Raw genomic sequence first — 24,725 nt, 5'->3', positions numbered from 1 at the left:
TCGAGGTAACACCCCGTGAATCACGACTACCCGGAATATCCTTCCGTCAAAGCGACTGTAGACCCCTCGCGCTACATGGATGCCGTTCGAGCTCTCAATGGCGTCCGTCAGGTCTTTTGCGACGGCGAATCCATCATGCTGCCGGAGGCCGAAGTGGTGGCCATCGAAATGCTCCGCCTCCGGTTCGATGCCACCCTCGTGTATGGGCAGGCCGAGGAGTATGAGTTTGCGACCAAGGCTCGGGATGCAGGAGTGAAAGCTGAGCTTCTTCGACTTGGGCAGGCAGTTTGCGACATCACAGGTCAACACGCTGAGGTGATGGTTCGTGCCGCACTGGAGGCCCCCAACGCTACGCTGCTGGCATGGTCGGCACTCTACCGCTCAAGCATGATTCCCCACTAGCTGTGGCACACGGGCATTGGCGTGGGGCTAATTTCAGGCGCGCCACTCGTGAAGTTTCCGTAGTCAAGGACGGATCGTCGCTGTCCCTTCCTCAGAACCTGGCGTCTGATGCCTCACATTACCGGCGACAAGGACCTTCTGTTGCGGCCGCAGCTCGTGAAGCTCCTACGACGAGGACCCGAACTCGTAGCCCAAGGGGCGCTGCAAGCAGCGCTTGCCCAGGTCAGGGGCACATTTGAAATGCCAGCGCTGGCAAATTACCATTTTCTGAAGGCATCTCCGCTCTACGGCTGCTAACTTGTATCGAAGTGACCACGGCGTCGTAAAAAACGCCCTTGTCGGGGAGTTGCTGGTGGCCAGGTCGTTTGAGGCGTGACTCGCCCGGCGTGAACAGTGGCGCTGATGAGGAACAATCGATGCAGAACGAAGATGCCCAGGAGCGAAAAGCGGACAGGCGCTAGTTCAATAACCCCAATCCTGCGGTGGAGGCTGCTGGGGTTGAAGCCGCCGAGAAAGGGCTGCCCATATATGCCTGCCCCTACAAGCACCCTGCCACGCTTGCCTCCTGGCTGAAAGGGTACAAGCGCGCCCAGCAGCTCACCCTCAATTTTTGACCCTTCCTCCGTGGGCCTGAGCCCTACCGAATTCCCTCCCTTCCAGTTGACCATTTCGCGTTGTGCCGTCCCCGGTCGGCGGCAAGAGTGCTCCCTGATTTATCTGTGCAGGGACACCCTATGAAACTCATGATCATCGAGGCACCGGGCAAGCTGAAGAAGCTTGGGCCCATGATGAAGAAGATCCGCCCTGGCGAGCACTGGGTGGTGGTGGCATCTGGTGGCCACATCCGTGATCTCCCCCAATCGGGTCAGGACGACACGATGATCACAACCGGCGTCTTGAAGACCCTTCGTCCGGTCTACGAGATCCTGCCCAAGAGTGCCCGCAACGTCAGCACCATTCGCAAAGCGCTCAAGGACGCCACGGAGGTGTACATCGCCACCGACCCGGACCGGGAGGGGGAAAGTATCGCCTGGCACATACAGCAGGCGCTGGGGATCCGCGAGTACAAGCGAGTCACGTTCAATGAGATCACCCAAGCCAGAGTACGGGAGGGCCTGGCCAATGCACGGAGAATCGATGGGCAACTCGTTGCCTCACAAGAGTGCCGTCGAGTGCTGGACCGCCTGGTGGGCTACCTGGTCACGCAGGAGCTTCGCAGAGTCCTGGGCCAACCTACCTCCGCTGGTCGAGTTCAATCACCTGCCCTCTACCTGGTGGTGTTGCGCGAGCGTGAAATCAGGAACTTCAAGGTGGTCCACCACTTCGGGGTAGAGCTGACCTTCAAGGACGAAACCACCGGTATGGACTGGACTGCCGTATGGCAACCGATCCCCGACTTCGCGAGCAAAGAAAACCCCTATATTCAAGACGGCACACTCGCGGCAAGAGTTGCCGCAACACGCACGGTAATTGTCGAGTCATGTGAAGACGGAAAGAAGCGGCGCCCGCCACCCCCACCGTTCATTTCATCCACCCTGCAGCAGGCGGCCAGCGTAGCGCTGAAATGGGACCCGGACAAAACCATGCAGGTCGCGCAGCGCCTGTACGAACAGGGAGTGATCACCTATCACCGGACGGATAACCCCAACTTGGCCGATGAAGCCATGCCAGATATCCAGGCAGCGGCTCGCAGACAAGGCCTCGACGTTGTTGACGAGCGCAGGACGTTCAAGGCTGCGGATAGCGCCCAGGAAGGTCACCCCGCAATTGCGCCAACCGCCTGGGAGGATGAAGTTGCAGGCGAGTCTGCTGATGAGCAAGCGCTGTACAAGCTCATCCGGGTCAGGGCGCTGGCCAGCCAGCTCGCAGACGCCATCTACGACGTGCGCATGGCCAAACTGCTGGCCAGGGGGCCGGATCAGAGGCCTCTGCGCTTCGCCGCGACTGGCAGCACTGTCGCCTATCTCGGCTGGATGAAGCTTTTGCAGAAGGACGAGACGGATGAAGAGTCGACCGACATCCCCAAGAATCCGGTGCCGGTGCTCGAACCCAAACAGATCCTCAGCGTGCTTCAGGGTGAGGTGCTCAACCAGAAGACGAAGGCGCCGGCACGCTTCACCAAGGCAAGCCTGATCAAGGAGCTGGAGCGACTGGGGATCGGACGCCCCAGCACGTTTGCATCGATCATCAAGAACATCACCGGCAAAGGCCTGGTCGTTGAGGAGAAGCGCAAATTGGTCCCTGGCTCGTTAGGGGTGAGCACCATCGACCAGTTGGAGGGCCGCTTCAGCTTCGTCGAACTGGCGTTCACCAGTACGCTGGAGAAGGACCTGGACCGAATCGCACGGGGGGATGAGCAGTACGGCTCGGTGGTTGCCAAGTTCTTTCAACATCTCCAGACGGAGCTCGCAGCCCTCCGCCAGGCGCCCACAGTGGCGATGAAGACGCGTTCGCCTGAAGCTTCATCAGGCACCCAGGGCGGCCATTCCTGCGGCAAGTGCGGGATGCCACTGGCGCGCCGCCAGAAGCGCGGTGATGGTGGTTACGACTTCTGGGGATGCACCGGGTACAAGGTGAACAACTGCCGTGTGAGCTACCCCTCGGTGAACGGCAAGCCGGATATGTCCAAGCCCAGGGGCATGTAGCCGAAATGCTTCGCTGGCGGTAATCCATTTCTCCTGTAGCCGCTCACTCCCAGCTGCCAATCTGCTCGCTCTTACGGGTGCGGGCAGGCGCACCTTGAATGATGACGTGTTGACTACTCATCCTCCCGGAGGTGCTTGTGGCTCGTTCCAAGAAAGTCATTGATCGGCTGAAGGCCGAGCAGGCGAACAATCCGAAGATACCCCATTATGAGTCCCGGCCAGGTGAGTCAAGCTGGCCGCTACAACCTGACGACATCAAGACCGCCGGGTATTGGAAGCAGGAGCGCAGACGTGTGCCGAAGGACGCAGAACCAGCTGCGTATGTAATCAGTGGCCAGGGAGGATCACTCCACGGCTCAGTGCTCTTAACCCGTTGGGTCGCGGCCTACCACCTCGACCAAACGGTGCCGATGAAGCCCAAGAGCGCGGACGCAAATTGAAACGTCCACGCCTCCTCAACAGCCAGCCAGTGTTGCTCGAAGCTGCCGTGTTCGACGGCTACGACATGGGCATCCTCATGCCCTACATCGAGGGCGCAAACAAGGTCATGTTCGCCCGTAGCGGGTTCTTCATTCGCCGCGGTGATCACCCGCTCTGCCGCTATTGGCGCGTACCCAAGGCCAAGTTCATCGACGAGCTGGACCTGGTGTACAACCAGCTGATCGAGCTTGCCGGTGGCAAGGTCACTGAATCATGGCAGGCATTCCGCCAGAAGATCGAGAGCGCACTGGCCAACCCACGCCGAGACGCTTTCATCTCCGGAATGCTCCTGCGAATTGCTCCGCTAGCCGACGGCGGCGTGCTGCTGTCCGGAGATTATCATCCTGGAGTCGTTGCAGTGGCCCGCCGGATGCGGGGAGTGTTCCTGGGAAAATCCAGCTCGTGGCGAGTCAACGCCACCGCCGAGATCCTGCGCAGCAACCTGGTCCTGGAGCTCGGTCTTGTAGAGGATCAGTTCGAGATCCTGGACGTTGTACAGGAGCTCCTGGGCGATGGCTCTGTTACTCCAGCAGCAGACATCCCGCGCATCAGCCTGGGCGGTACTCCTCAGGAACCCTCGACAGCCGCCAGCGGTGAGGAGAGCTCCAACGACATCTACCTCGCTGCCGTCTCGCCGATCGAACGCACCGAGTTCTCAGATGCCACAATCGCCCAGGCCCTGGTCGGCTATTCCCTGCTCAATCACCAGCCTGCTGGCATCGCTCACCTGCTCCAGCGCACCAGCGCACTGCTGGCTGATGATATGGGCCTCGGCAAGACGCGCCAGGCCATCATCGCGGCGCATATCAGTGCAGCCGGTCGCCCGATCCTGGTGGTGACCCTTTCCTCGTTGCTGATCAACTGGCAGCGCGAAATCCTGGCGGTCTACCCCGACGCGACAGTCGCTGTGCAGAAGCACGACCCGCTGGTCCAATGGATGCTGATCAACTACGAGCGTCTCGGCGACTACGTGCTGCTGGCTGAGCATTACCACGTTCTAGTGGTCGACGAGGCGCACCAGTTGAAGGAGCCGACTGCCGAGCGTACACGCCATGGCTTCGATATCGCAGCCAAGGTGCCTAATCGCTATCTGCTGACAGGCACGCCTGTCCTCAATCGCGAGACGGAGCTGCACACCCTGCTACGTCTATCGGGGCACCCGGTCGGCCAGTTGCCCCTCAGCGATTTCTGCGAACGCTTCGCCGGCAGCCCAGAGTTCCGGCAAAACCTCCGGGCAGAACTGGGCGACTGGATGCTTCGCCGGCGCAAAGACGTTCTGCCCGGGCTCAAGGGTAAGCACCGGCAGTTGCTGCCCGTGGCGATGGGGGTGGAGGAGCGGAAGAAGTACGACTGCATTCGCCTCGAGGACAGGCCCATCTTTGCCAGGCTCGGCGCGCTTCGCCATTACCTGGAACAGGTGAAGGTCAGAGTCGTTATGGACCTGCTGGGCGAGCTGGACCCCGAAGACAAGGTCATCCTGTTCTGCGAGTTCAAACCCACCGTCGCCCGCCTCAAGGAGCTGTGCGATGCAGCCGGTATCGGGAACGTCACCCTGGTCGGCAGTGACTCACTCACCAAGCGCCAGAAGGCGATCGACAAGTTCCAGGGCGACCCCGACTGCAGGGCTTTCATCTGCACCACCCAAGCCGCCGGTACAGGCAACAACCTCACGGCCGCCAACTATGTATTCTTCCTGGGCCTGCCTTGGACACCCGGACAACAGGATCAGGCCGAGGACCGGGCGTACCGGAATGGTCAGCTCAGGACGGTGATCGTGAAGATCCCCCTCGTGGAGAACAGCATCGATCAGCAACTCTGGCAGATGCTCTTAGCGAAGCGCCAAGTCAGCTTGGAGCTCATTGAGCCGGAAGAGCAGCAGGACGCCTTGGCCAAGGCTATGCTCGCCGCGACCATCAGCCAGTAGATCCGCGTGGGAGGTCGACCAGCAAGCGTGCGATCTCCCAGGCCCATCCAAACTCAACGTAGATTGGTGAACCATATTTGTCGCCGGTCTTCCGACAGACCCAGCATTCGCCATCAAAACGCACTCCCCTGATGATCTCGGTAACGTCATAAACATCATCAGGTACGAGCACCCCTTCCCCGCCCAGAATGCCTTGGGCGATCGAATGGTTACCGCCGTTGACCCAAGCTATGTTCAACGGCTGCATTAGGGTCACGCTATGGTTTGGATCCTGCACGAACGCGCCGAGTTCTCGCCCCTCGCCGATCATGCCGAGGCTGTTGAGTATGCTGCTTTCCGACCACAAAGTTGGGATTACCATGTCACTGGCCAACCGGATGCTTGAGCTCTGATCAACTGGCCGGCGGCAATTCTTCAGCAGAAATGCGGCCCAAGTGCCGTTATCGGCGTAACCATCCCACAGCCCACCAAGTGAGCTCATCCAGTGCAGCGACTGAGGGCCCGCATGCCGAGGTCGAAGCAGTGCGTCTCGTAAGTGAACGGCCTGAACGGGCCTGAGCACAATTTTTATGAGGTCTTCCAGGCCGCGCCGATTGTGCTCAGCGCTGAGGCTGTTCGCCCAGTCCATCAGGTGTTCGAAAGCGGCAATTCGACTGTCGAGCATTATCACCTCCGTTGATCATTTCCATTTCTAGGTCAGGCCAACCTCGGCACCCTAAGCGGCAACCTGCTTGCGTTCCATCAAGCGCGCCGGAAATTCTAACTCTGTGTGATATTGATTTCCTGCTGCATGAGAATTTGCTGGCTGTCACCGTGCCCTCAATGACTACAGGGGGCCTCATGATCAGGCAGTTGACCACTCTCTCGCTCGTCGCACTCGTTGCGGGTTGTGCGATTCAGAAGGCTGAGCAGCCGCCGAAGCCGGCGTTCGATAGCAGCCGCAATCCCGAATGGCTGTCTCCGGACATCTACCCGAACGGGGCGACCCCGGAAAAAGAGCCGGTTGTTCGGTATGGCCGCTACACCTTGGTAAGTACCCAACCCGACGCGAGCCAGCGGGACCTGATGGCACAGATCATCGACGTGACCATCCCGTCCAGCATGAACCCAAGCGTTAGGGATGCCATGCTCTACGTGGTCGACCGGTCAGGGTACGCCCTCTGCCCGCCCAGTTCGCAGCACGTCAACATCCTGTACACCCGACCTCTGCCGGCAGCCCAGTACAAACTTGGCCCGATGACGCTGCGCAATACCCTCCAGGTCCTCGCCGGCCCAGCCTGGCAGGTGAAGATCGATGAAGTGAACCGTCAGGTGTGCTTCGTGCTTCGCCCCGGTTACCAATTGCCAACCCCGTCGACGCCGGCAGGCGAGCTCTACGCCGACAAAGCGCGGGCTCTTGGAACCAGCTCCGCCACACCGGCCTCGACGTCAGGCGTAGTCGTCGCCGCAGTGCCTACTCCCGCTTCCATCTCCACGAATACGCCCGCTGTCGCAGCCCCAGCGCCAGTGGCTCCCGCGCTCCCCCCAGTGGCACCCGCCAAGGATGGCTCTATCCCGGCTGCGATGGTCACCACCGCGGCTAAACCTTCGACACCTGCGTCCCCAGCACCGAAAGCGCCCGACCAACTTGCAGCATCCAAGCCAGCGGCTGCCGTGACCACTACAGCAGTGGCGGCCCCAGCCATCGAGGTCAAGCCCGCTCCACCACCCCGGCCGCTGCCCCAGGTATGGACGGCCGAAGTTGGATCAACCCTGCGCGATAGCGTTGAGGAATGGGCCAAAAAAGCCCGGTGGCGCGTGATCTGGGCCCAGGAAGACCTCAACTATCCGATCGAGGCACCGCTGCACTTCGAGGGCTCGTTCCAGGAAGCCGTCAAGCAGCTGTTCCCGCTCTACGACAATGCCCCGCGATCCTTCGTAGTCGATGGTAGCGAAGGCTCCCAGAGCGTCTTGTACGTCGCTGAGAGGAAGAAGAAATGACCAAGTTTCCCTGGGTCCACTGGGCACTGACTCCAATTGCTCTGGCCCTGCTGAGCAGTTGTGCCGTGCAACGGGTCAATGAGTCGTTCGACCGAGCAGAGTTCCAGGGCCGCACGGCTAGCCAGTACAACAAGTTCCTGCAGAACCAGCAGCCACAGCAGAACCGCGACACGGTCGTTTTCAGCAATAAGCCGTGGGTCTCTACGGAGCCACTGGTGACCAGGCGCGGGCTTCCATTCAGCCTGGACCGGAATATTTCCTATCGGCCTGCTGGATCAGTCTCAATCACTGACGTGGCTCAGCTGATCACCAAGGAAACCGGTCTGCAGGTCATCGTAGCGCCTGACGCATTGAATCCCGCGATCCTCTCCTCGAAGCCTGCCGGCGCAGCTACACGGGGCACTGCTCAGGCTTTAACAGATCCAGACAGCCTGGCTGGTCTCATGCCAACCGGCATCGCCGGCGCTGTACCGGGCAGTGCCAGTTCGTTCGACCTCAGCTTGAGCGGTAACGTTGGAGGCCAAATTTCCGGGCTGAACTATAACGGCAACGTTTCGGGGTTGCTGAACCAGACCACCGCTCGCCTGGGGCTATCTTGGCACTTCGACCCTGAACTGCAGGGCGTACGCATCACGTACTTCGACACCCGAACCTTCGACGTATGGACGTTCGGTGATGAGCTGGAGATCGAAAGTACCGTCAAATCTGGCCTGCTGACCTCCACGGGCAATGGCGACTCTGGATCCTCAACCTCTTCGGGGGGGGCCACGGGCGAGTCCGGCAGCAACCAGAGCACCAAGTCCACCTACAAGACCTCGCTAATGAGCGACATCGAGAGCAACGTCAAAGCCATGCTCAGCATGCAACCCCCAGGGCGGCTATATCTCTCCCGCTCCACCGGCACTCTCACCGTTAGCGATCGGCCGGAGGTGCTGAATCGCATCTCGGCCTACCTGAAAGAGACCAACCGCAGCATCACTCGACAAGTGCTTTTCAACGTCAAGGTCTACGAGGTGAACTTCAGCGACAGCGACCAGACGGCGGTCAACTGGAGCGCCGTCTATAAGTCCATCTCCGGAAAATGGGGCTTCGGCCTGAGCAACACCGTCGCCGGAATCAGCTCAGAGGCGATCTCGGCCAGCGGCAGCATTCTCGATACGTCCAGCTCTCCGTGGGCCGGCTCCAAGGCCGTCGTCCAAGCCCTGTCAGAGCAAGGGCGCGTCTCCGAGGTGCGTTCGCCATCGGTGACCACGCTGAACCTGCAGCCGGCCCCGATCCAAATAGGTAACGTCAAGGGCTACGTTTCCTCCAGTTCAACTTCGACCACAGCATCTGTTGGGTCCACCACCTCTCTGACTCCTGCGTCCATTACGAGCGGCTTCAACATGATGCTGCTGCCAAAGCTTCTGGACAAAGAAAACCTGCTGCTGTGGATAACCCTCAACATCAGCAGCAAGCCTATTTTTGCCGACTTTGAGAGCAACGACTCGAAAGTACAGATCCCAGACTACGACACCAAAAACGTTGCGCCGAAAGTTCGCCTTCGCAGCGGTGAAACGCTGATTCTCACTGGCTTCGACGAAAACAGCGACGACGCTGGCAAGTCCGGCGTGGGAAGCCCCAGTTTCTTCGCCTTAGGTGGGGGTCGAACCCGCTCGACGTCCCACAGCGCCCTGGTGGTGCTGGTGACGCCAATTGTCCTCCCGGACAACTTGTAAGTGGCGGCGCTCATGAACAGCGACACTCCCAAACCGTCGAGCCGGGTGCAGACCATTCAGCACAGAGGGCGCGTCTTCGTCACTGGCATGCTTTGGACGCCCTTGGGCAATATGACCAGTTACATGAAGGAAGCCCGCCAGTATGGCCATGAGCACGGCCTGGACATCGTGGCTATCCGAAGAACGTCGCTGATGATCCAGGCGGGCTTTGTCTCTCGCTCCTCTGACGTTCACAAAGGCATGTACTCGTTGGCTGCGACGTTGGCTGGCCAGCTCGGGGATTCGTGGATTGCTGCCTGGGCCGTCGACGCCGATCAAGACCGATATGCCATCGTCGCGGTCCATGAGGGCAGGATCATCCCGGGCTGCGACCTGATTGCCACGGCATCAGAGGTCCGTAAGCGGGTGTTGCAGCAACGCAGCCGCGGGATCCAGTTCGAGCGAGAGTTCTTGCCGACCGAGTTTGCCATGGGTGGCGAGCTCATCGACGTCGACGAGCTACTCCAACCATCTCGGCTCAAGCGTGAGTATCGGCTACGTCCCCTCGTGTTTGGGATGTCCAAGCCTGAACTGGCCCAGCTGTTCCTGGTGGTCCTCCTGATCGGTGGCGGCCTGCTGGCCTGGTCACAATGGAAATCCCACCAGGCAGAGATTGCGCGCCAGGCTGCCATCGAAGCGGAGAAGAAACGCCTCGAGGAGTTGGCCGAGCTACAGCGGCAAACAGGTACAGAGCAACCTCTCCAGGCGCTGGAACATCCCTGGGCGAAACAACCCTCGGTCACTGACTTCGTAGCGGCATGCAGCCATGTGATGTACCAGTTGCCACTGAATATTCAGGGCTGGCCCATCAACAAGGCCGAGTGCAACGGTTCTCAAATCGTGGCGACCTACGACCGTGCTGGTAACAGCACTGCTCACGATTTCACGACGGCCGTCAGAGAGCTTTTCTCCATATACCCGGAATTCACCGACCAGGCAAAGTCCGGGGTCCTGAGGTTCGACATTGCCATTGACGCTGCGGGTGACGACGCATTGGTCGAGGCCAAGGACGCTCTCGAGAGTTTGACCAGCTGGTTCCACAGTTTCTCTCAGGAGCCACAGTTGCAATCCATGCCGGTGGTTATTCCCCAGGAGCCAGCTCTGCCGGGCCAGCCGGCACCACCGCCGCCCCCACCACCTCAGTGGAAGCAATACCAGCTTTCCTACACCACCGGCGTTCTGCCTTACGACTCCTTCAATGGCGCGCCAACCCAGGGACTGCGCCTTCAGGAGATCAAGACCGAATACAAGGCTGACCACCTGATCTGGTCGGTCACAGGAGTCCTGTATGCGAAATAACCTCAGCCTTTTGTTCCTGGCCTGCTGGCTGCCGATCACCAATGCCCTTGCTGCCGTCCCCGACCTCTCGGGCATCAACGTCGGCGAGCTCGGCAAGGTGCAGAGCGAAACCATCCTGTTTAAGGCAAAGGCCGAGCGCAGCAAGGCCGAACTCGAAGCAAACGGCACACTTCCTAGCGCCCCTCAGCCAGTAGCGCAGCTCCCTGCTCCTAGGTTCACTCCCACCGTGACCCCAACCTCTCCTGCACCGCGCCAGTCGCCCTTGCCAGTAGTGAAAGAAATCAGCGGCTCAGGACAGAAACTGCGGGCAAGCCTGATCTACGGCGACGGCAGCGAGGTCGATGCCAAGCCGGGAAGCGAGGTACCCAACGGTTTCCGAGTCCAGCAGATCACGCTCGATGGGGTGGTACTAAGCAAGGAGGGGAAGCGGTTCCCCTTAGGGTTTGGAAACCGGGTGGTATCTCAACCACAACAGAGCCTGCCTGGCCTCATCCCCGGCCAACCCTGAGGAGCATTGAACATGACCGAGCTATCCGCAGAGCCCGTCGACCTTGAGCCTGTCGACTTGGCATTGTCACCGTTACCAGTGGCGGTGCTGACCGCACCAGGCGGCCCTCATCCAATCAAAGACGATCTGCGACAGGTCCTTGCGCTGACGGCCGATGGGAAGTTGTACATCTCCCCCCAGCATGTCCGCGACCCCTATGTCATGTCCTTCATGGACCAGTTGGACCACAAGGGGATCAACTTCGAGGTCATCTCCGCATCGATGACGGAGATCAAAGCGCTATATCAGGCCTCGGTGTCGACGGGCATGAAGGCTCTTGTCGAGACTCAGCGTCAAGCCCAGGTGGTGGAGCTGATGGGAGACGCCCATCACCGCGGCGCCAGTGATGTTCACATCGTCGTTTCGCATGATGTCACTCAGATCAAATATCGGCTGTACGGGATCCTTCAAGAGGTACGTCAGGAAAAGAGCGACGTAGGGCGGGAGTTCTGCGCTGCTCTGTACAACAGCATGTGCGATGTCTCCGGCGATTACTACCAGCCCCATATCGCTCAGGATGCCCGCGTTAGCCGCAAATTCGTCGACCAGCTCGGGCTGTATGGAGCACGGGTTGCAACTCGACCGCTGGTGGATGGCCCGTTGATGGTGATGCGTCTGCTGTACGACGACACGTCCAAGCAGAGCTTCGAGGAGCTCGGCTTTCTGCCTGAGCAGACAGAGCATTTCAGAAGGCTGCGAGGTCTTCCGTTTGGGCTGAACCTGATCACTGGGCCAACAGGCTCCGGCAAATCCAAGACCCTGCAGGTCAATCTCAACGCGCTGCACGACGAGACCCGTGGCTCCCGACACATTCTTACGCTCGAGAATCCTCCTGAGTATCCGCTTAAGGCTAACCAATCACCGATCTACGCCGGCGAGACTTGGGGTGACGGGATTACCAATGCTGTACGTCTGGACCCCGATGTCCTCATGTACGGTGAGTTACGCGATCTGGAGTCGGCCAAGGCAGCGTATACCGGCGCCATGACGGGCCACCAGGGCTGGACGACACTGCACACCAACAACGTGATCGCCACCATCCAGCGCCTGATTGATATGGGCGTGGCTCATTACCTGGTCACCGACCCACTATTGACCACTGGGATCGCGAACCAGTCCCTGGTGCCAGTTCTCTGTCCCGCCTGCCGCATCCCGCTCCGAGACCATACACACGGCATCAGCAGCGATCTCTTCGTCCGTTTGAAGCAACTGAAGATTGTCGACCAAGTCAACCTGATCGGTGAAGGCTGCAGCAAGTGCAGGCACCTCGGGGTCGTCGATCGCACCGTTATCGCCGAAACCTTACTGACCAACGTCAAGCTCATGGATACGTTCACCAGGCGCGGGGCAAGCGCTGCGCGCAGGTACTGGGTCAACGAGATGGGCGGCATCACCAAGATCGCCCACGGGATCATGAAAGTCACCAGCGGCATAGTGGACCCACGCGATGCCGAGCTCTTTGCGGGGCCGCTCGATTTCGACCGGCAATTGATGGAGCAATCCGATGCTTGAGTTGCTTCAGGACTTCTGGACAGGCGTACGGGAGGCCGCCCAGGGATGGGTAGTCACCTTCTACGCTAAGCAGTTTGGGAAGAACGAACGAATCCAGTTTTACGAAAGCCTGATGGGCGTGCTCGAGGACGGGATTGCGATCGAGGAAGCGCTGGAGACCGTTGCGAAAGCGTTTAGCAGCGATGGAACGACGATGCACCCTGTGTCGGTCATTTGTGGTCAAGTGGCTATGCTCGTGCGCGGTGGTAAATCTCTGGCGGATGCCTGCAGGAGCCACCTGCCACATGACGAGGCTTCCCTGGTCGAGACCGGGGAGAAAACCGGCAATCTGGTCGGAGCGTTCAGGGATTGCGTCCGGCTTATCGAGGCTCGCCAACGCATAGCTCGCTTGGTCATATCAGTCGTAGCGCTTCCTTCAATCACTTGGAGCCTCATGGGCGCACTGCTCTATGTCATCGCCACATGGATGGTGCCGTCGATGGCCCAACGCCAAGACCCTGAGCTGTGGACAGGCATCCCAGGTCTTCTGTATGCCCTATCCAAGCTGGTCACGCACTATGGTCTGCTGATAGTGGCGGTGGTGTTTACTCTGATCGTCGTGTCGTTCGTGACGCTTCCATTTTTCTGCGGTTTACAGGTTCGACCGAACAGCCCGGCATGGAAAACACAGCTCAGCCTGCTATTGCAAATCACCAGGCTGCGACTCGAGAGCATTCCACCATGGTCGATCTACAAGGTACTGCATGGCTCGATCTTCCTGCTCAACATGTCAGTGATGCTTCGCGCTGGCGTAGGCCAGTTGAGCGCACTCAACATCCTCAGCCGCAGCGCATCTCCATGGCTGCGAGAAAGGATCGACGCCATTAACTATGGAGTGAGCTCGGGTAAAGATTTCGGAACTGCGCTCAAATTGGCAGGGCACCAGTTCCCAGACCAGATGGCCATTCACTTCCTGCAGGTCCTGGCCACCCGACAGAGCTTTGCCATATCCATGGAGCGGTTTGCCAATCGTTGGCTCGAGCAAATGCTCAAGCGCGTGGAAACAATCTCGAAGTCCCTGACAGCCATATCCGCAGTAATCATGGGCCTGCTCATGATTTTCGTGATGGTCGGTATCTTCCAGCTCGCCATCGGCCTGATGGACTCAATCCAACACTAAGCACATAGCCCAGAGGCAATCAATGAAACTCTCTACCCCCAAAAAACAACGTGGCTTCCTGTCAATCGACGGAGCACTGTGGATCATGCTCATCACCATTGCTTTGGGCTTCATCGCCTGGATCGGCTACAAGATGCTCGGCAGTTCTGATGCCGCTGTAGAGCAAAGCAATATCACCACCATCATCACCAACGCGAAGAAGCTCAAAGGGTCGTCTGGATACGGGACCTCCGGGACCAACCTGGTCCCTTCGCTGATCGCCATTGACGGAACCGGCTCCATGGGCGTTTCAGGTACCAACCTGACGAATCAGTGGAATGGCGCCGTCACACTTGTGAGCAATGGCATGACCTTCACTCTTTCCGAGAGCAACGTGCCCAAGGCGGCCTGCATCATGCTGACCACAAAGATCGCCAAGGACAAGCAGACCACCACTGCCATCAACGGTGGTTCGTCAACCAGCGGCGAGGTGCTTCCCGCGACTGCAGCAACAAGCTGCTCCAACGATATGAACTCGATCTCCTGGACCACCTACTGAAGGCTGCCGGCGTGAGCTTGATCGCAGATGCTGATTTCGTGGACCTCTACCTTGGCCACGACTTTTCCGATGTGAAGGGGCTCGCCGGCCAGCCCCGCCGAGCCCCCGTTCCTGCGGAATGGTTGACCGAGATCCAGGAGCTTCGGGCACAGTGTCTGCGTCAGTACGAGACGACACGTGAGCCTGAGTTTTCCCTTGTGCTCGAAGAGCGAGTGCTCCTGCGGGTGACGTACAACCTGGATGTCTTCACCAAGGCATTTTTTGTACTGAACCGCTCAAGAGCAACCATCATCCCCCTCGAAGATCTTGGGCTGCCGGATCATATCTACGAGTGCCTGCTCGCAGAGGAAACCAGAGGCCTTGTGTATTTCGCCGGAGAGATGGGGACTGGGAAGACTAGCAGTGCAGCCTCGGCGGTCAAGGCTCGGCTGATGTCCCTCGGAGGCCTTGGCCTGACGGTCGAGGATCCGCCAGAAACTCTCCTGCAAGGGGAACATGGCCCAGGCCGTTGCATCCAGTTGCCAGTCTCCCGCATCCAGGGAGGTTACTCAGAAACGCTGATCCGTGCCCTTCGCACGCGCGCGGACCTCATTCTAGTCGGAGAAGTGAGGGACACAGCTACGGCAGTTGAGGTCATCAAGGCATCCATCAACGGCCACCTCATTTTTTCTACGGGGCACGCGGGCAGCATAGGGGGGGCCATCAAGCGTCTGTCTGTGCTCGCCGAGCCAGTGATGCCCAATGCCATGGAGGTGCTCTCCCAAGGGTTGACGGCGGTGATTCATCAAACCCTGCTGCGCCCAGAACACGGACAGCCGCGGCTGACACTCCAAACCCTGTTGCTCACACTGGATGACGCACCGTCCATCCGCGAAAAGATCCGCAGCGGGCATCTCCAGATGATCGAGCAAGACATCGTCACACAATCGAACAGGAGTCTCTGGCATGGCCAGTAAACGCGGGCAGGCTGGCTTCTTTACCATCGATGCGCTGTTCGGCCTGATCGTGCTGAGCATAATGCTCTCCCTCGCAGCCTGGTGGATGTTCAGCTTGGGGAATCACCAGGACTACAGGATCGCCGCCGAACAGCAGCGGACCGTGGCAGACGCCTTTGCCAAGTACCTGAAGGACAACTATGCCGTGGTGCTCTCCAACGCCGGCCCGACAACGCCCGTCCAGATTACCGTGGACATGATGCAGAACACCAAATATCTGCCGGGGAGCTTCAGCTCGACCAATAGCTTCGGCCAGACCATCGTTGGTCTGGCCAGGCGCCTGAATGCCAATCAGCTGGAGGCCATTGTGGTGACCACCGGTGGCCAGGCGATCCCTGAGTTGGGCATTCGTACGATCGCGGAGCACCTGGGCGGGCCGGGCGGCTTCATTTCGGCGCTGAAGCCCGGGGTCATCCAGGGAGTCCGTGGAGGCTGGGAGCTCGCCTTGAGCAACTACGGCATCAATCCAGGACAGGGTCATACCGCGAGTGCTCTGTTCCTCATGGATGGAGACCTTGCCAACGACTACCTCTATCGCAACGCTGTTCCAGGTCACCCTGAGTACAACCGGATGAACACGGCGATCGATATGGGTGGCAACGACATTAACAATGCCCGCGCTGTCACCACGACGAACGATATCACCAGTAAGGACGGCTGGTTCAGAAGCCAGAACGACACTGGGTGGGTGAACGAAAAGTGGGGAGGCGGCATCTATCAGTCCGATACTGACTGGGTCAGGGTCTTGAACGACAAGGGCCTGTTGACCGGCGGGGAGATCCGCGGCGGCACGCTCCAGGCGGATGGACGTGTGACAGTTGGGGAATACCTGGACATCGAGAGCACCGCTGTCGAAGGACAGGCCTGCCCGAAGATAGGTATCCAGTCGAAAAACAATCTGGGCGCGCCGCTGACCTGCCAGTGCCTCACATCTTCTTGCCAATCCGGTGTGTGGACAGCAGCCGGTTCGGGCGAGCTTGGCGGATGGCAACTCGGCATAAACGGTAATACAGGGTACAGCGGGACCGGTACTGTAACGGGCAGCCTGTTTTCTGGAAACATTAAATGCCGGTCTGATGTATGTGGTGGATTCGGCTACGTGTTTTGTGGCAGTAGCGTGAGTTGTGCGATCGCGAATGCAGGGGTACTAACTCATTACAACTTCTATGGATACACGGTTGGTGTTAAAGACCTGCCCATAACATCCTCAGTGAGGGAGTGGTGATATGAATAGTTTGGATTTTCTTGTTTTAATCGAAGCGACCATATCCACTCTTAGTTCACAGCATGCTCTTCTTGAGCGATTGGCGACTAAAGAGTTCTCCACAGAGCTTGCAGAGTCCGCCAAAGCGTTGGAAACCTTGCGATTGATTTATAAAGCCCTGACTGACACCGACCAAATTTCTTCGCTAGGGCAGCATTTAAATTACCTGCTAAAAGCGAAAGTACACACAACTATTTCGACGTGACGCATTGCCATCTTGCCAATCCGGTGTGTGGGGAGGTGTCTCAGCAGACGTGGCGTATTATCAATTTAGTATGCCTGGCGTAGGATTTGGATATTACGGCCTTGGGAAAGTTAAGGGCGGTCTATTCTGGGGGGATGCTTGGTGTTCCGTGAACATTTACTGCGGCACAACTGGATACAATTATTGCGGAAACTCCGCTTCCTGCATTAATAGTAGCGGGCAGTATGGTAACAATTCCGGTAAGGTGGGGCTCGCTGCAATGCCTGTATACAATGTCATTAAGATGCCAGGCTGGTAGAGAACTTCCCCAAAGGTGACCATCTTAGCAATCCTATTGCACGCAATAAAAAGGGACGGCCGCTCCACCCGCAGCAGTAGCTAGAGCTGCATCACTAAGGCGGAAAATAAACGCTTCTGCCGTCCCCCCACGCACTAGTCCAATAATAGACGCGCGAATTGAGCCCCATCGCTCTGAGAATGTACATTTCAGACAGTCCGGCTAAATGCCATCTCTCTCCCATGGACCCACATGTTTGGTTTGCTGAGAACCATGAACTCGCGGGTTTAACTGTGTACTCAAGGTTACGATCCATTCCGCCAACCCAGACACCGGATTGGCAAACTTAATCGAGTCACGATAGTCGGTTAGCTTCTGATGCAAGTCGCGAATAGTGTTTGTCCACGTGCATAGGCGCTACCAACAGTTGAAACATACCAATACCCATCAGGCCCTACATATACTCGACCATTGAACGAATCGTAGTTATTCAGAGAAGCTGTATAAAATCCGGATTGAAAGCAGGTTCCCTCTGACGCAGAGATCATCCTGATTACTTCACCAGGACCTGCAGAAAATTCCCCAGCAATAACAAATTTCGGCTCACTACCTTTCCACACACCGGATTGGCAATAGGATCTCACTGAGATGCCCAGCCTACCTGGCCAGGGCAATCTGTAGGCATCACCTAATCACCGTAAAAAGGTGTGATTCCCTTCTAAGGGACAATTCTGACTCAACGGGTCCAACATGATTATGTCGCCCTCGTTGACCGGCTCTAAATACTGGTCAGGCGCTGGAATAGGCTCCTTGTCTCGCAACGACACCATCAGATGTCGTAGCAGCGCATCTTGCGCCACGCGCTTTGCCAGCTCCGCAGTCCGCCCTGCCCCTTGTACACCATCAAAGTCGAGCACTCGCACGATGACACCGTTAGGGGTTTCCGAAACTACAGCAGGATACGGAACTAGATGATTGATGATCACCTGCTGACCACGATGCTTATTCCCCTCAAGCTTCTTGACCAACCTAGAGGCTTTTAAGTGGGTGTACCTCTTCAACATTGCGAGGCTCTTGTGCCCGCTGATGGCAGCAATTTCCATGATGTCGAGCGTGCCAAGCTCAAACAGGCGCGAGCAGGCCTCATGTCTGAGGTCGTGGAAATGAAGATCCTTGATATCCAGGCGCTGGAGCATGATGCGCCAGGCCGACTTCAACCCATTGGCGGTATAGCCGAACACCTTGCCCTTCGATCGTGCACCGAGCTGGATTAACGCATCACGAGCCTTGAGGCTCAGGGGCACGTCCCGCTTCGATCCGTTTTTGGTATCCGGGAGGTGCGCAATTCGCCGTTGTAGGCTGATGTGCTCCCACTCAAGCTTCAACAGTTCCCCCTGGCGCATAGCCGTCTCGATTGCCAGGACGACAAGGACATAGAGGTCTGGCGTGGGATGCGTGTGACAATAACGCATGATCTGGCGCTCCTCACGGGCGGTTAAGCGTCGATCACGGCCAGGTGCTGCTTTCGGCTTACGCACGTTCGAGACTGGGTTCGACTCGCATACCCCCCACTCGATCCGGCCGATGTCGAACACGTTCGACAGCAACGACATCTCCAGGCGCACCGTCGATGGTGAAATCGGTGAACCCGTTTTTGGGTTGGTCTGCGACAGACGTTCGTCGCGGAGACTAGCGATATCTGGACTTCGAAACTCACGCATGCTCTTGTCGGCGTACTTGGACTTGAGCAGACTAGAGATACGGTAACTTTCTTGTACAAAGCCTTTCTTCAGTACGGAGACTTTCTGTCGATAAAGGGTCAATCCCTCAGCAAGCGTCATGTCCTGGGTCATTCAAATCTTCCAATTTGGCCTGCAGCAGCCTGGCCAGCTGGTCGAATCGGATTTCCAATGCGCGGCAAAGGTTGAAAACGGTATCCAGGGTTGGAGATTTGTGGCCACGCTCAAGCAGACTGATGTACGACCTATCTACACCAGCTTCGAAGCTCAGCTTTTCTTGCGAGATGCCCCGAGCAATGCGCAACTCGGCCAACACCATGCCGAAAGCATGATTGTGCTTTTTCGAAGAGTCTGGTTGTAATTCCAAAAGTCCAACCCGAGATCACGAGATCAAAGGTCAGAATTTTCGGGTTGTTGACTATAATCGTCAGCGGACTATAGTCCACAACGCTTAATCCTCAGGATTTCTTCATGTACATCTACTGGATCGCTATGACCCTGCTAATCGTGGCAGGAGGCATCTTCACCCAGGTGCAGCACACAGATGAGGTCGTTTCTGAGCAGGCAACGATCGATGCTCTCAGCCGGAGCATGCTGATCTACCGCTCTGCCGCAGCAGAGTATGCCCAGACCAATCCTGGATTCACTGGAGCGCCGGCGGACGCATCGCTGAACCTTCCGAGCTGGTACATCAAGCAAAACGGGATCGCCACATACATCGTCGGAGGGGTCTCATACACCTACGTCAGCGGAATGGTTCCTGCCGGCCTGCCTTCCGCACTGAGCGAGCGCACTGAGTCCATGACGGTAGGTATTAAGCGGTCGGGCCAGTTGTTCTCGCCGAAGGGGGGGAGCATGGCCATCGCTGTTCCAGCGCCAGTCCCGGAAGGGGCAGTCGTTGCGGTCTATTGACCGTTGACGCCGTGCGAAAATGCCTACGAGCCTTGCGTCCCGGCCGTTGTACAACCCATAATGACATCAGTTCTGGTTTAACCCCGCTGGCTACTGTCGGTCATCAGTAGCGCCCAGGTGTCGTGGTTCGCCTCAACACCAAACCGTAAGCACGCTATAGCTCCGGGAAGGGCGTGCGGATCTGGTTGAAAGCTCTCCCTGTGTCTCCCTGCTCTCTCTAGTCGCGCAGCCGTCTAACTCGTGATGATCGGGTTCAAAGGCACATAGAGTTTCAAGAGGTTCGGTGCTTCTTTGATCCAAGGGCCACATTGGTAATGTGGCCCCTCCTCTTTTCCTCCCCTTGGGTAGCCTGATGGACTTGTGAAAGGTTCATGAGGCTACCCAATGGGTACTCTCTCCTTTGCCGGTGGCCCGCCGGCGATAAGCCGGGCTCCTTTTGTGCGCGGATGCGTGCCTCATGTTTGCTGGCCAAAGCCACGAGAATGGCCAGGTGATGAGAATCGAGACGATCAATGCCCAGGGATCGACGATTTCGACACAGGTGGCTTCTTCAACTTTTTTTCAAATACGGCTGGATCACCTCCAAGGGCTGATCCAGCCGGCCTTCTCCCTCTCTCTCCCCCCTTTCCGCCCCCTCCGCTTGACACAATCCATCCCCGCTCCGATTATTAAGCGGTGATCTGCTGACGTCGTCAGCAACATGCCCCATGCAGCTCGGATCCGTAATGCTGCAGCACGAAGTCTGTGTGGTCCAACAGCCCAAGGTCGTTTAGCTTCTGGTAGCACGACCGGTCGACCTCCGTCGATAGAAGCTCATTCCGCAAACCCAGCGGGGAATACATTTCCCCGTCAGGGTCAGTGTTTTCTCCGCATTTTTAAACCGCAGGAGAAACACCATGACCGCAATGTCCGCACCCTCGATCGGCTTCCGTTTTGGCTACGCGCTCGGCACTCTCACCCGTGAGTTCCTGCGCGCCATGAAACGTCCAGCCCCAGTCGTCCCAGCCCACGCCCGGCCTGTCGTTCAATTCGCGAGCATAACGCCCACCCGCAACGACTGGGATGAGCTTTGCCGCATTCCAACCCTTTCACGCCGCGGCGTTGATCTGAACCAGTGGTACGAAATCAACACCAAAGCGGTACCACCGACCAAGCGCCGGCCCCGTCAGCGCAAGCCGAGCAAATCCAACGCATCAGAGCTGCGTATGGGCCCGTTGAACGATCTCATAGCTCCAGTTGCGATCTAACTCCCCTCCAACCTCAACCAGTGCCAGGCTCCCTACCTGGCAAGGTGAGGGCCTGGCGATCAAAGGAACGCCATGGTTTCAAAAAAACGTGCGGCAGTGGCAGACGACCTTCGCAAGATCGGAACGACGGCCGTTGCCGCCGCCCTCGTAGGTATCTTCCTCAGCACTAGCCGTCTCCTAACCGCTTTCGCCCTCGTGGTAGGTGTTGTAATCTGGATAACAGGCATCTACCTCACCCCGGAGGAATGACATGAGCCAAACCACATTCGGCATCCTCATGTTCACCGCCCTGCTCGTCATCTGCGTCGGCATGGCAGTTTGGGCCGATTGGCCTAACATCAAACGCCGGTGCCAGAAGATTCTTCGAGCACATTGATCATCTATTTTCCCAACTTAACCCTCCACCAGGAGGTTTTTTTCTTTCAGGGCTTGACAATGTGTTTCTCCGTTTCCATCCTTGTGACTGTGAGCTGCTGACGTCGTCAGTAACCCAAGCCCGAGCGGTTATGATCTGAAAGACCGCTACACCCACTACGGTGTTGATCTCCCCAAAATCGCCAAGCTTCCGGAAGCGCGATTGATCAATCTCTCGATTGATGGAAGCCCACCCAACTTGCTACATCCCAACCCATGCGGGGAATACTTCCCCCATGGGCAAAGTGTTTCTCCGCTTTCGCTATTGAAACTGGAGAATCACCATGAGCAACCAATCCAACGAAGCCAAATTCTTCGACCTGCACACCACTGGCATCGGCTACCTCAACCGTATCCGTGAAGTCAGTCCCCGCAAGGGCAAGCCCTTCACCTGTGTCACCGTTGCAGCCTTGCACGGCTCGGCTGATAAAGCCGAGTACTCCTACATCGACTGCAATGTTGTCGGTGCCGAGGCAGAATCGCTGATCAAACGCTGCCAGCAGGCCGTTGAAGCCAAAAAGAAGGTGCTCGTCTCCTTCCGAATCGGCGACATCTGGGCTGATGCTTTCACCTACGATAAAGGCGACAAGAAGGGTCAGGCCGGCGCAAGCCTCAAAGGCCGTTTGCTCTTCATCGGCTGGATCAAAGTTGACGGCAAGCTGGTTTACGAAGCGAAGCCAAAATTCACCAACCCGCCCGTTGGCAATGAAGACCACTCTGATGATACGGACCGTCCGGGCGACCAGGACCAACCCGTAGACCAAGGTCAGCCAGGCGCCGAGCAGCTCGGTGAACAGCTTCCCCCAGTCTTCGGCAGTGATCGTTCCCAAGAGGTCAACGAGGCCGCGTAACCCCTATCAAGGCGCTGATTTCAGCGCCTTTACTTTCTGCCCACGATCGTGCCGATCAACTGATCACACCACCTGATTCCAACCCACTAGGGGACGCCGATCTCCTAGGGGAGGCGTATTCCTCACCTCCCTTGGAGCTAAAAAATGCACACTAATACTTATCCTGAAAGACTATCTCTAATCATCAAGATTGGTGTTCTCTACGCGCATGAGCGGGTTCTCGATAAGATTGAACTCGATTTTTCAACAGCAATACCCCCCTATACTGGCTCTGCAGAAACACCGCTCAATCTCTTTGATAGGGACAGTGAGTGGGAGATAGCCTTATGGGAGCTTGCAGGCTCGGATCACCTTCACAACTACCGCCCGAAGCATCAACCGATGCTTGAAGAACTTGGGCTTCTCAGGAAGTACAAGAGCTTAATGAATGAGCTCGAATTGAGCTATGTAGATGATGACTTCATGCCTCATTGAAAATCGCACGGAGAGACTTTTCTTCCGGGCTTCCAATATAACCGTAAGTTCCCCGTCTAGACGGGGACAGATTTAGCTCACTGTCGTTGACAGTGCCTCCCGGAGCCAGGGTTTAAGGCTCCAGCGCATTGCGCCAACCCACCCAAGATCGCCGAGCACTCGGTAGCGCGATCACATCACTCAGTGATGGAGTGCCTTCTACTTTACCTACCCGCGGGGATCTCATCCCTCGCGGACCGAGGCCTCGCTCATTCTGGAGACCTCTGATGTCCATACCATCCGCATCGTCCGAGCCATACCTCACCCTTCCGGTTGTCCTGGACAACGCTGCGTGGATGCGTGCGGTCTATCTCGAAAACCCGGACCGGGTAGCCGAAATGAGCAAACGCCTCGCCACTGTCGTCCAAACTGCGTGGCAAGAGCTCAAGCAGCAGCCTCAGGCGAATGCTCTGTCCTTCGGTGTGTACACGAAGCGCCACACCGGCTGTGACCGTGACTGGGTCACCCTCATGTTGCAAATCGTGGCCCCCGAGGACGAGCCATCCTACATCCAGATCAAGCTGCAGCCCGCTGCAGCCCCTGCCTGACACAGCCATTTTTTACTCACCCAGAGGGGTCACCCTCTGGGGTGGCTTCCTCTCAACCAGGAGCACGCCACATGGCACAATCACCCAACCCCTTCCACATCTCTGCTGGTGATCACCCTGTAACTCATCCCTGCTGCAGCCACGCGTTCGAGATCGCATCTGCGCACTTGCCCGAGGAGGACTGGGAGGAGCTGCAGGCATTCGTTGAAACTGCTGATACAGCTCTCCTTCAGTTCGAGTGCTTTGTACTGCCCGACAGTGATGCCATCGGCTTCAAACTTCTCAGTACGCCCTGGACCGACCAACATCTGGGACAGTACTGGGGGTACGACCTATCGACACTTCAAGCGCTGCAAGCCGCCGAGGGCTTCAGCGAGCAGACCATCCGAGTGCTCACTCTTGCCGCTGAGGCTGAAGTGAGGTTCCTGGTCATCGACCCCAACGGTAACGTTCTCGACGGTCTGCCGCTGTTCGACTGCTGAACACCTTCCACCCTCGCGGGGAACGCCCGCAGGGAGTTCCCCATGCTTTACGGGGAGCACACATGATCTCAATCACCGGCCAGTTGGCCATCCGCACCATCTCCGGCCGACTCGGGCTCTTCAACGTCGGCCGCCTCAGTACCTCGATCGGTGAGTTCACCATCAAGGATGCTCTTCTGGATCAATACCAAGAGGGTAAATACCGAGGTGACTTCGCGATCAAGCAGATTCGCCCATCGTATTACTCACACGGCGGTCGACTCGTTGTTGAGATCAGGGCTGAACTCGAGGGCATGACCCTGGAGGATGTCACAGGTCTCAGTCGCGAGGACGAAGAACACCTGCCAACCAACGTCCCTGACCCTCTTGAAGAGGACGGGCCACCACCCACACCGATACCGTCACGTCGGGCTCCAAGTGCGCCGGCGCGACAGCCCCAAACTGATGCCCTCGCCTCGGATGAGCCCTTCGGGATGACCCCACCGGTGTCTCCGATCACGAACGACATCGATGCCGAGCTATTTGGCACGGTGTGGCCATTGAGCGAAACCGTGAGGCTCGACACCACCGTAGACCGACAACGGCTGCGCGCCCAGTGCACGCGGCTGGACCAGCTCGGTTTTACCATGGACTTCAAAACTCAAACCTGGACCAGGGCTTCCCCTTAAAGCGGCCTGTCAGACCACTGCCGCAGTCAACCTGAACCACACACCCTGAGGGGCCTCCTCAGGGGCTCCATTTATCTACCTGGAGCACCATCATGAACGCTATGTTCAGCAACTTGAGCAAACAAATCCTCGCCAACATTGAGGACCAGCTGTCCAACAACGAGGTGTCGACTGACGAGAAGCTCGTCGACTTCTTCATCGAAGAGTTGGACCTCACCCTAGACCAGGCTGAGGCTGCTATACGTCTCCGCGACCAGTACCGGATCCAAATATTCCTAGAGGGTCACGGCCCGCTGCACCAACACAGTGTGGCTTTCGATCCGCTCACCAGGACCTTCAATTAACCACCAGACCATCCCGGGGGGCG

The 24,725-nt window shown here is 57.8% G+C and carries 26 protein-coding genes and 1 pseudogene; 24 read left to right on the top strand and 3 right to left on the bottom strand.

The genetic code is table 11. The features are described from left to right. The first annotated feature begins 15 nt into the window (after window positions 1-15). The 5 genes and pseudogenes from DM374_RS02750 to DM374_RS02725 all read left to right on the top strand — a co-directional run bounded on the left by DM374_RS02750 (window position 16) and on the right by DM374_RS02725 (window position 5,451). Window positions 16-402 carry a hypothetical protein gene (locus tag DM374_RS02750; RefSeq protein ID WP_110968458.1) on the top strand — a complete coding sequence of 129 codons (387 nt, stop codon included), beginning with the start codon at window positions 16-18 and terminating at the stop codon, window positions 400-402. Window positions 403-875: 473 nt separating this feature from the next. Further along, window positions 876-1,016 (top strand): annotated as a pseudogene (locus tag DM374_RS02740) (CrpP family ICE-associated protein); the annotation flags it as partial. A gap of 120 nt (window positions 1,017-1,136) precedes the next feature. Beyond that, window positions 1,137-3,047, top strand: coding sequence for a DNA topoisomerase (locus tag DM374_RS02735; protein WP_110968456.1), 1,911 nt, complete (start codon window positions 1,137-1,139; stop codon window positions 3,045-3,047). 137 nt (window positions 3,048-3,184) lie between these two features. After that, window positions 3,185-3,487 carry a hypothetical protein gene (locus tag DM374_RS02730; protein WP_225422434.1) on the top strand — a complete coding sequence of 101 codons (303 nt, stop codon included), beginning with the start codon at window positions 3,185-3,187 and terminating at the stop codon, window positions 3,485-3,487. Beyond that, window positions 3,484-5,451: a DEAD/DEAH box helicase gene (locus DM374_RS02725; RefSeq protein WP_110968454.1), complete on the top strand. Its 1,968-nt coding sequence runs from the start codon at window positions 3,484-3,486 to the stop codon at window positions 5,449-5,451. Before DM374_RS02730 ends, DM374_RS02725 begins: the two co-directional genes overlap by 4 nt. Here DM374_RS02725 and DM374_RS02720 read toward each other — a convergent pair. After that, window positions 5,441-6,115, bottom strand: a complete 675-nt coding sequence (locus DM374_RS02720; RefSeq protein ID WP_009399145.1) for a DUF6710 family protein — start codon at window positions 6,113-6,115, stop codon at window positions 5,441-5,443. The two genes, DM374_RS02725 and DM374_RS02720, sit on opposite strands and share 11 nt — an antisense overlap. 176 nt (window positions 6,116-6,291) lie before the next feature. Between DM374_RS02720 and pilL2 the strand changes: the two genes are divergently transcribed. The 10 genes from pilL2 to DM374_RS02670 are packed head-to-tail and all read left to right on the top strand — an operon-like array spanning window position 6,292 to window position 16,707. Further along, window positions 6,292-7,431, top strand: coding sequence for a PFGI-1 class ICE element type IV pilus protein PilL2 (gene pilL2 / locus DM374_RS02715; RefSeq protein WP_110968599.1), 1,140 nt, complete (start codon window positions 6,292-6,294; stop codon window positions 7,429-7,431). Further along, a complete protein-coding gene (gene pilN, locus DM374_RS02710; protein WP_110968453.1) occupies window positions 7,428-9,149 on the top strand; it encodes a PilN family type IVB pilus formation outer membrane protein in 1,722 nt (573 codons plus the stop codon). The genes pilL2 and pilN overlap by 4 nt, the downstream gene beginning before the upstream one ends. Before the next feature lie 12 nt (window positions 9,150-9,161). Next, window positions 9,162-10,487, top strand: coding sequence for a type 4b pilus protein PilO2 (gene pilO2, locus DM374_RS02705; protein WP_110968598.1), 1,326 nt, complete (start codon window positions 9,162-9,164; stop codon window positions 10,485-10,487). Continuing rightward, window positions 10,477-10,995, top strand: a complete 519-nt coding sequence (pilP, locus tag DM374_RS02700) for a type IV pilus biogenesis protein PilP (protein WP_110968452.1) — start codon at window positions 10,477-10,479, stop codon at window positions 10,993-10,995. The genes pilO2 and pilP overlap by 11 nt, the downstream gene beginning before the upstream one ends. A 12-nt stretch (window positions 10,996-11,007) precedes the next feature. Further along, complete coding sequence (locus tag DM374_RS02695) at window positions 11,008-12,546, top strand: GspE/PulE family protein (RefSeq protein ID WP_110968451.1); 1,539 nt, start codon at window positions 11,008-11,010, stop codon at window positions 12,544-12,546. Continuing rightward, window positions 12,539-13,705 (top strand): type II secretion system F family protein, encoded by a 1,167-nt coding sequence (locus DM374_RS02690; RefSeq protein WP_110968450.1) that lies wholly within the window; start codon window positions 12,539-12,541, stop codon window positions 13,703-13,705. The genes DM374_RS02695 and DM374_RS02690 overlap by 8 nt, the downstream gene beginning before the upstream one ends. Before the next feature lie 22 nt (window positions 13,706-13,727). After that, entirely contained in the window at window positions 13,728-14,243 is a 516-nt protein-coding gene (locus tag DM374_RS02685) for a type 4 pilus major pilin (RefSeq protein ID WP_110968449.1), read from the top strand. A gap of 11 nt (window positions 14,244-14,254) precedes the next feature. Beyond that, window positions 14,255-15,199 (top strand): ATPase, T2SS/T4P/T4SS family, encoded by a 945-nt coding sequence (locus DM374_RS02680; protein ID WP_110968448.1) that lies wholly within the window; start codon window positions 14,255-14,257, stop codon window positions 15,197-15,199. After that, entirely contained in the window at window positions 15,189-16,463 is a 1,275-nt protein-coding gene (gene pilV, locus DM374_RS02675) for a shufflon system plasmid conjugative transfer pilus tip adhesin PilV (RefSeq protein WP_110968447.1), read from the top strand. Before DM374_RS02680 ends, pilV begins: the two co-directional genes overlap by 11 nt. Before the next feature lies 1 nt (window position 16,464). After that, the gene (locus tag DM374_RS02670) at window positions 16,465-16,707 is read left to right on the top strand and encodes a hypothetical protein (RefSeq protein WP_110968446.1); all 243 of its coding nucleotides are present in this window, start codon (window positions 16,465-16,467) and stop codon (window positions 16,705-16,707) included. A 969-nt stretch (window positions 16,708-17,676) separates the two neighbouring features. Here the strand turns inward: DM374_RS02670 and DM374_RS02665 are convergent. Both DM374_RS02665 and DM374_RS02660 read right to left on the bottom strand, forming a co-directional pair. Beyond that, window positions 17,677-18,837 carry a tyrosine-type recombinase/integrase gene (locus DM374_RS02665; RefSeq protein ID WP_110968445.1) on the bottom strand — a complete coding sequence of 387 codons (1,161 nt, stop codon included), beginning with the start codon at window positions 18,835-18,837 and terminating at the stop codon, window positions 17,677-17,679. Beyond that, window positions 18,812-19,042 carry a helix-turn-helix domain-containing protein gene (locus DM374_RS02660; protein ID WP_110968444.1) on the bottom strand — a complete coding sequence of 77 codons (231 nt, stop codon included), beginning with the start codon at window positions 19,040-19,042 and terminating at the stop codon, window positions 18,812-18,814. Before DM374_RS02660 ends, DM374_RS02665 begins: the two co-directional genes overlap by 26 nt. Before the next feature lie 152 nt (window positions 19,043-19,194). Here DM374_RS02660 and pilM point away from each other — a divergent pair, with 152 nt between their 5' ends. From pilM to DM374_RS02615, 9 genes are all read left to right on the top strand, one after another. Beyond that, window positions 19,195-19,635 carry a type IV pilus biogenesis protein PilM gene (gene pilM / locus DM374_RS02655; protein WP_110968443.1) on the top strand — a complete coding sequence of 147 codons (441 nt, stop codon included), beginning with the start codon at window positions 19,195-19,197 and terminating at the stop codon, window positions 19,633-19,635. A gap of 896 nt (window positions 19,636-20,531) precedes the next feature. Further along, window positions 20,532-20,882, top strand: a complete 351-nt coding sequence (locus DM374_RS02645) for a hypothetical protein (protein WP_110968442.1) — start codon at window positions 20,532-20,534, stop codon at window positions 20,880-20,882. A gap of 250 nt (window positions 20,883-21,132) precedes the next feature. Next, window positions 21,133-21,258, top strand: a complete 126-nt coding sequence (locus tag DM374_RS34020) for a hypothetical protein (RefSeq protein ID WP_023629570.1) — start codon at window positions 21,133-21,135, stop codon at window positions 21,256-21,258. Window positions 21,259-21,580: 322 nt separating this feature from the next. Next, entirely contained in the window at window positions 21,581-22,147 is a 567-nt protein-coding gene (locus tag DM374_RS02640) for an STY4534 family ICE replication protein (protein ID WP_110968441.1), read from the top strand. A 144-nt stretch (window positions 22,148-22,291) separates the two neighbouring features. Beyond that, entirely contained in the window at window positions 22,292-22,621 is a 330-nt protein-coding gene (locus tag DM374_RS02635; protein ID WP_110968440.1) for a hypothetical protein, read from the top strand. A gap of 266 nt (window positions 22,622-22,887) precedes the next feature. Next, entirely contained in the window at window positions 22,888-23,208 is a 321-nt protein-coding gene (locus DM374_RS02630; protein WP_110968439.1) for a hypothetical protein, read from the top strand. Window positions 23,209-23,279: 71 nt separating this feature from the next. Further along, a complete protein-coding gene (locus DM374_RS02625; protein WP_110968438.1) occupies window positions 23,280-23,690 on the top strand; it encodes a DUF5983 family protein in 411 nt (136 codons plus the stop codon). 62 nt (window positions 23,691-23,752) lie between these two features. After that, on the top strand, window positions 23,753-24,358 hold the full coding sequence (locus tag DM374_RS02620) for a DUF3275 family protein (protein WP_110968437.1): 606 nt from the start codon (window positions 23,753-23,755) through the stop codon (window positions 24,356-24,358). A 92-nt stretch (window positions 24,359-24,450) separates the two neighbouring features. Next, window positions 24,451-24,702, top strand: a complete 252-nt coding sequence (locus tag DM374_RS02615; RefSeq protein ID WP_110968436.1) for a hypothetical protein — start codon at window positions 24,451-24,453, stop codon at window positions 24,700-24,702. Window positions 24,703-24,725: the final 23 nt, after the last annotated feature.

This window comes from Pseudomonas huaxiensis, assembly GCF_003231275.1.
Lineage (GTDB): Bacteria > Pseudomonadota > Gammaproteobacteria > Pseudomonadales > Pseudomonadaceae > Aquipseudomonas > Aquipseudomonas huaxiensis.
Note: the sequence above shows the minus strand (reverse complement) of the source record. Positions and strands in the feature narration are given on the sequence as shown.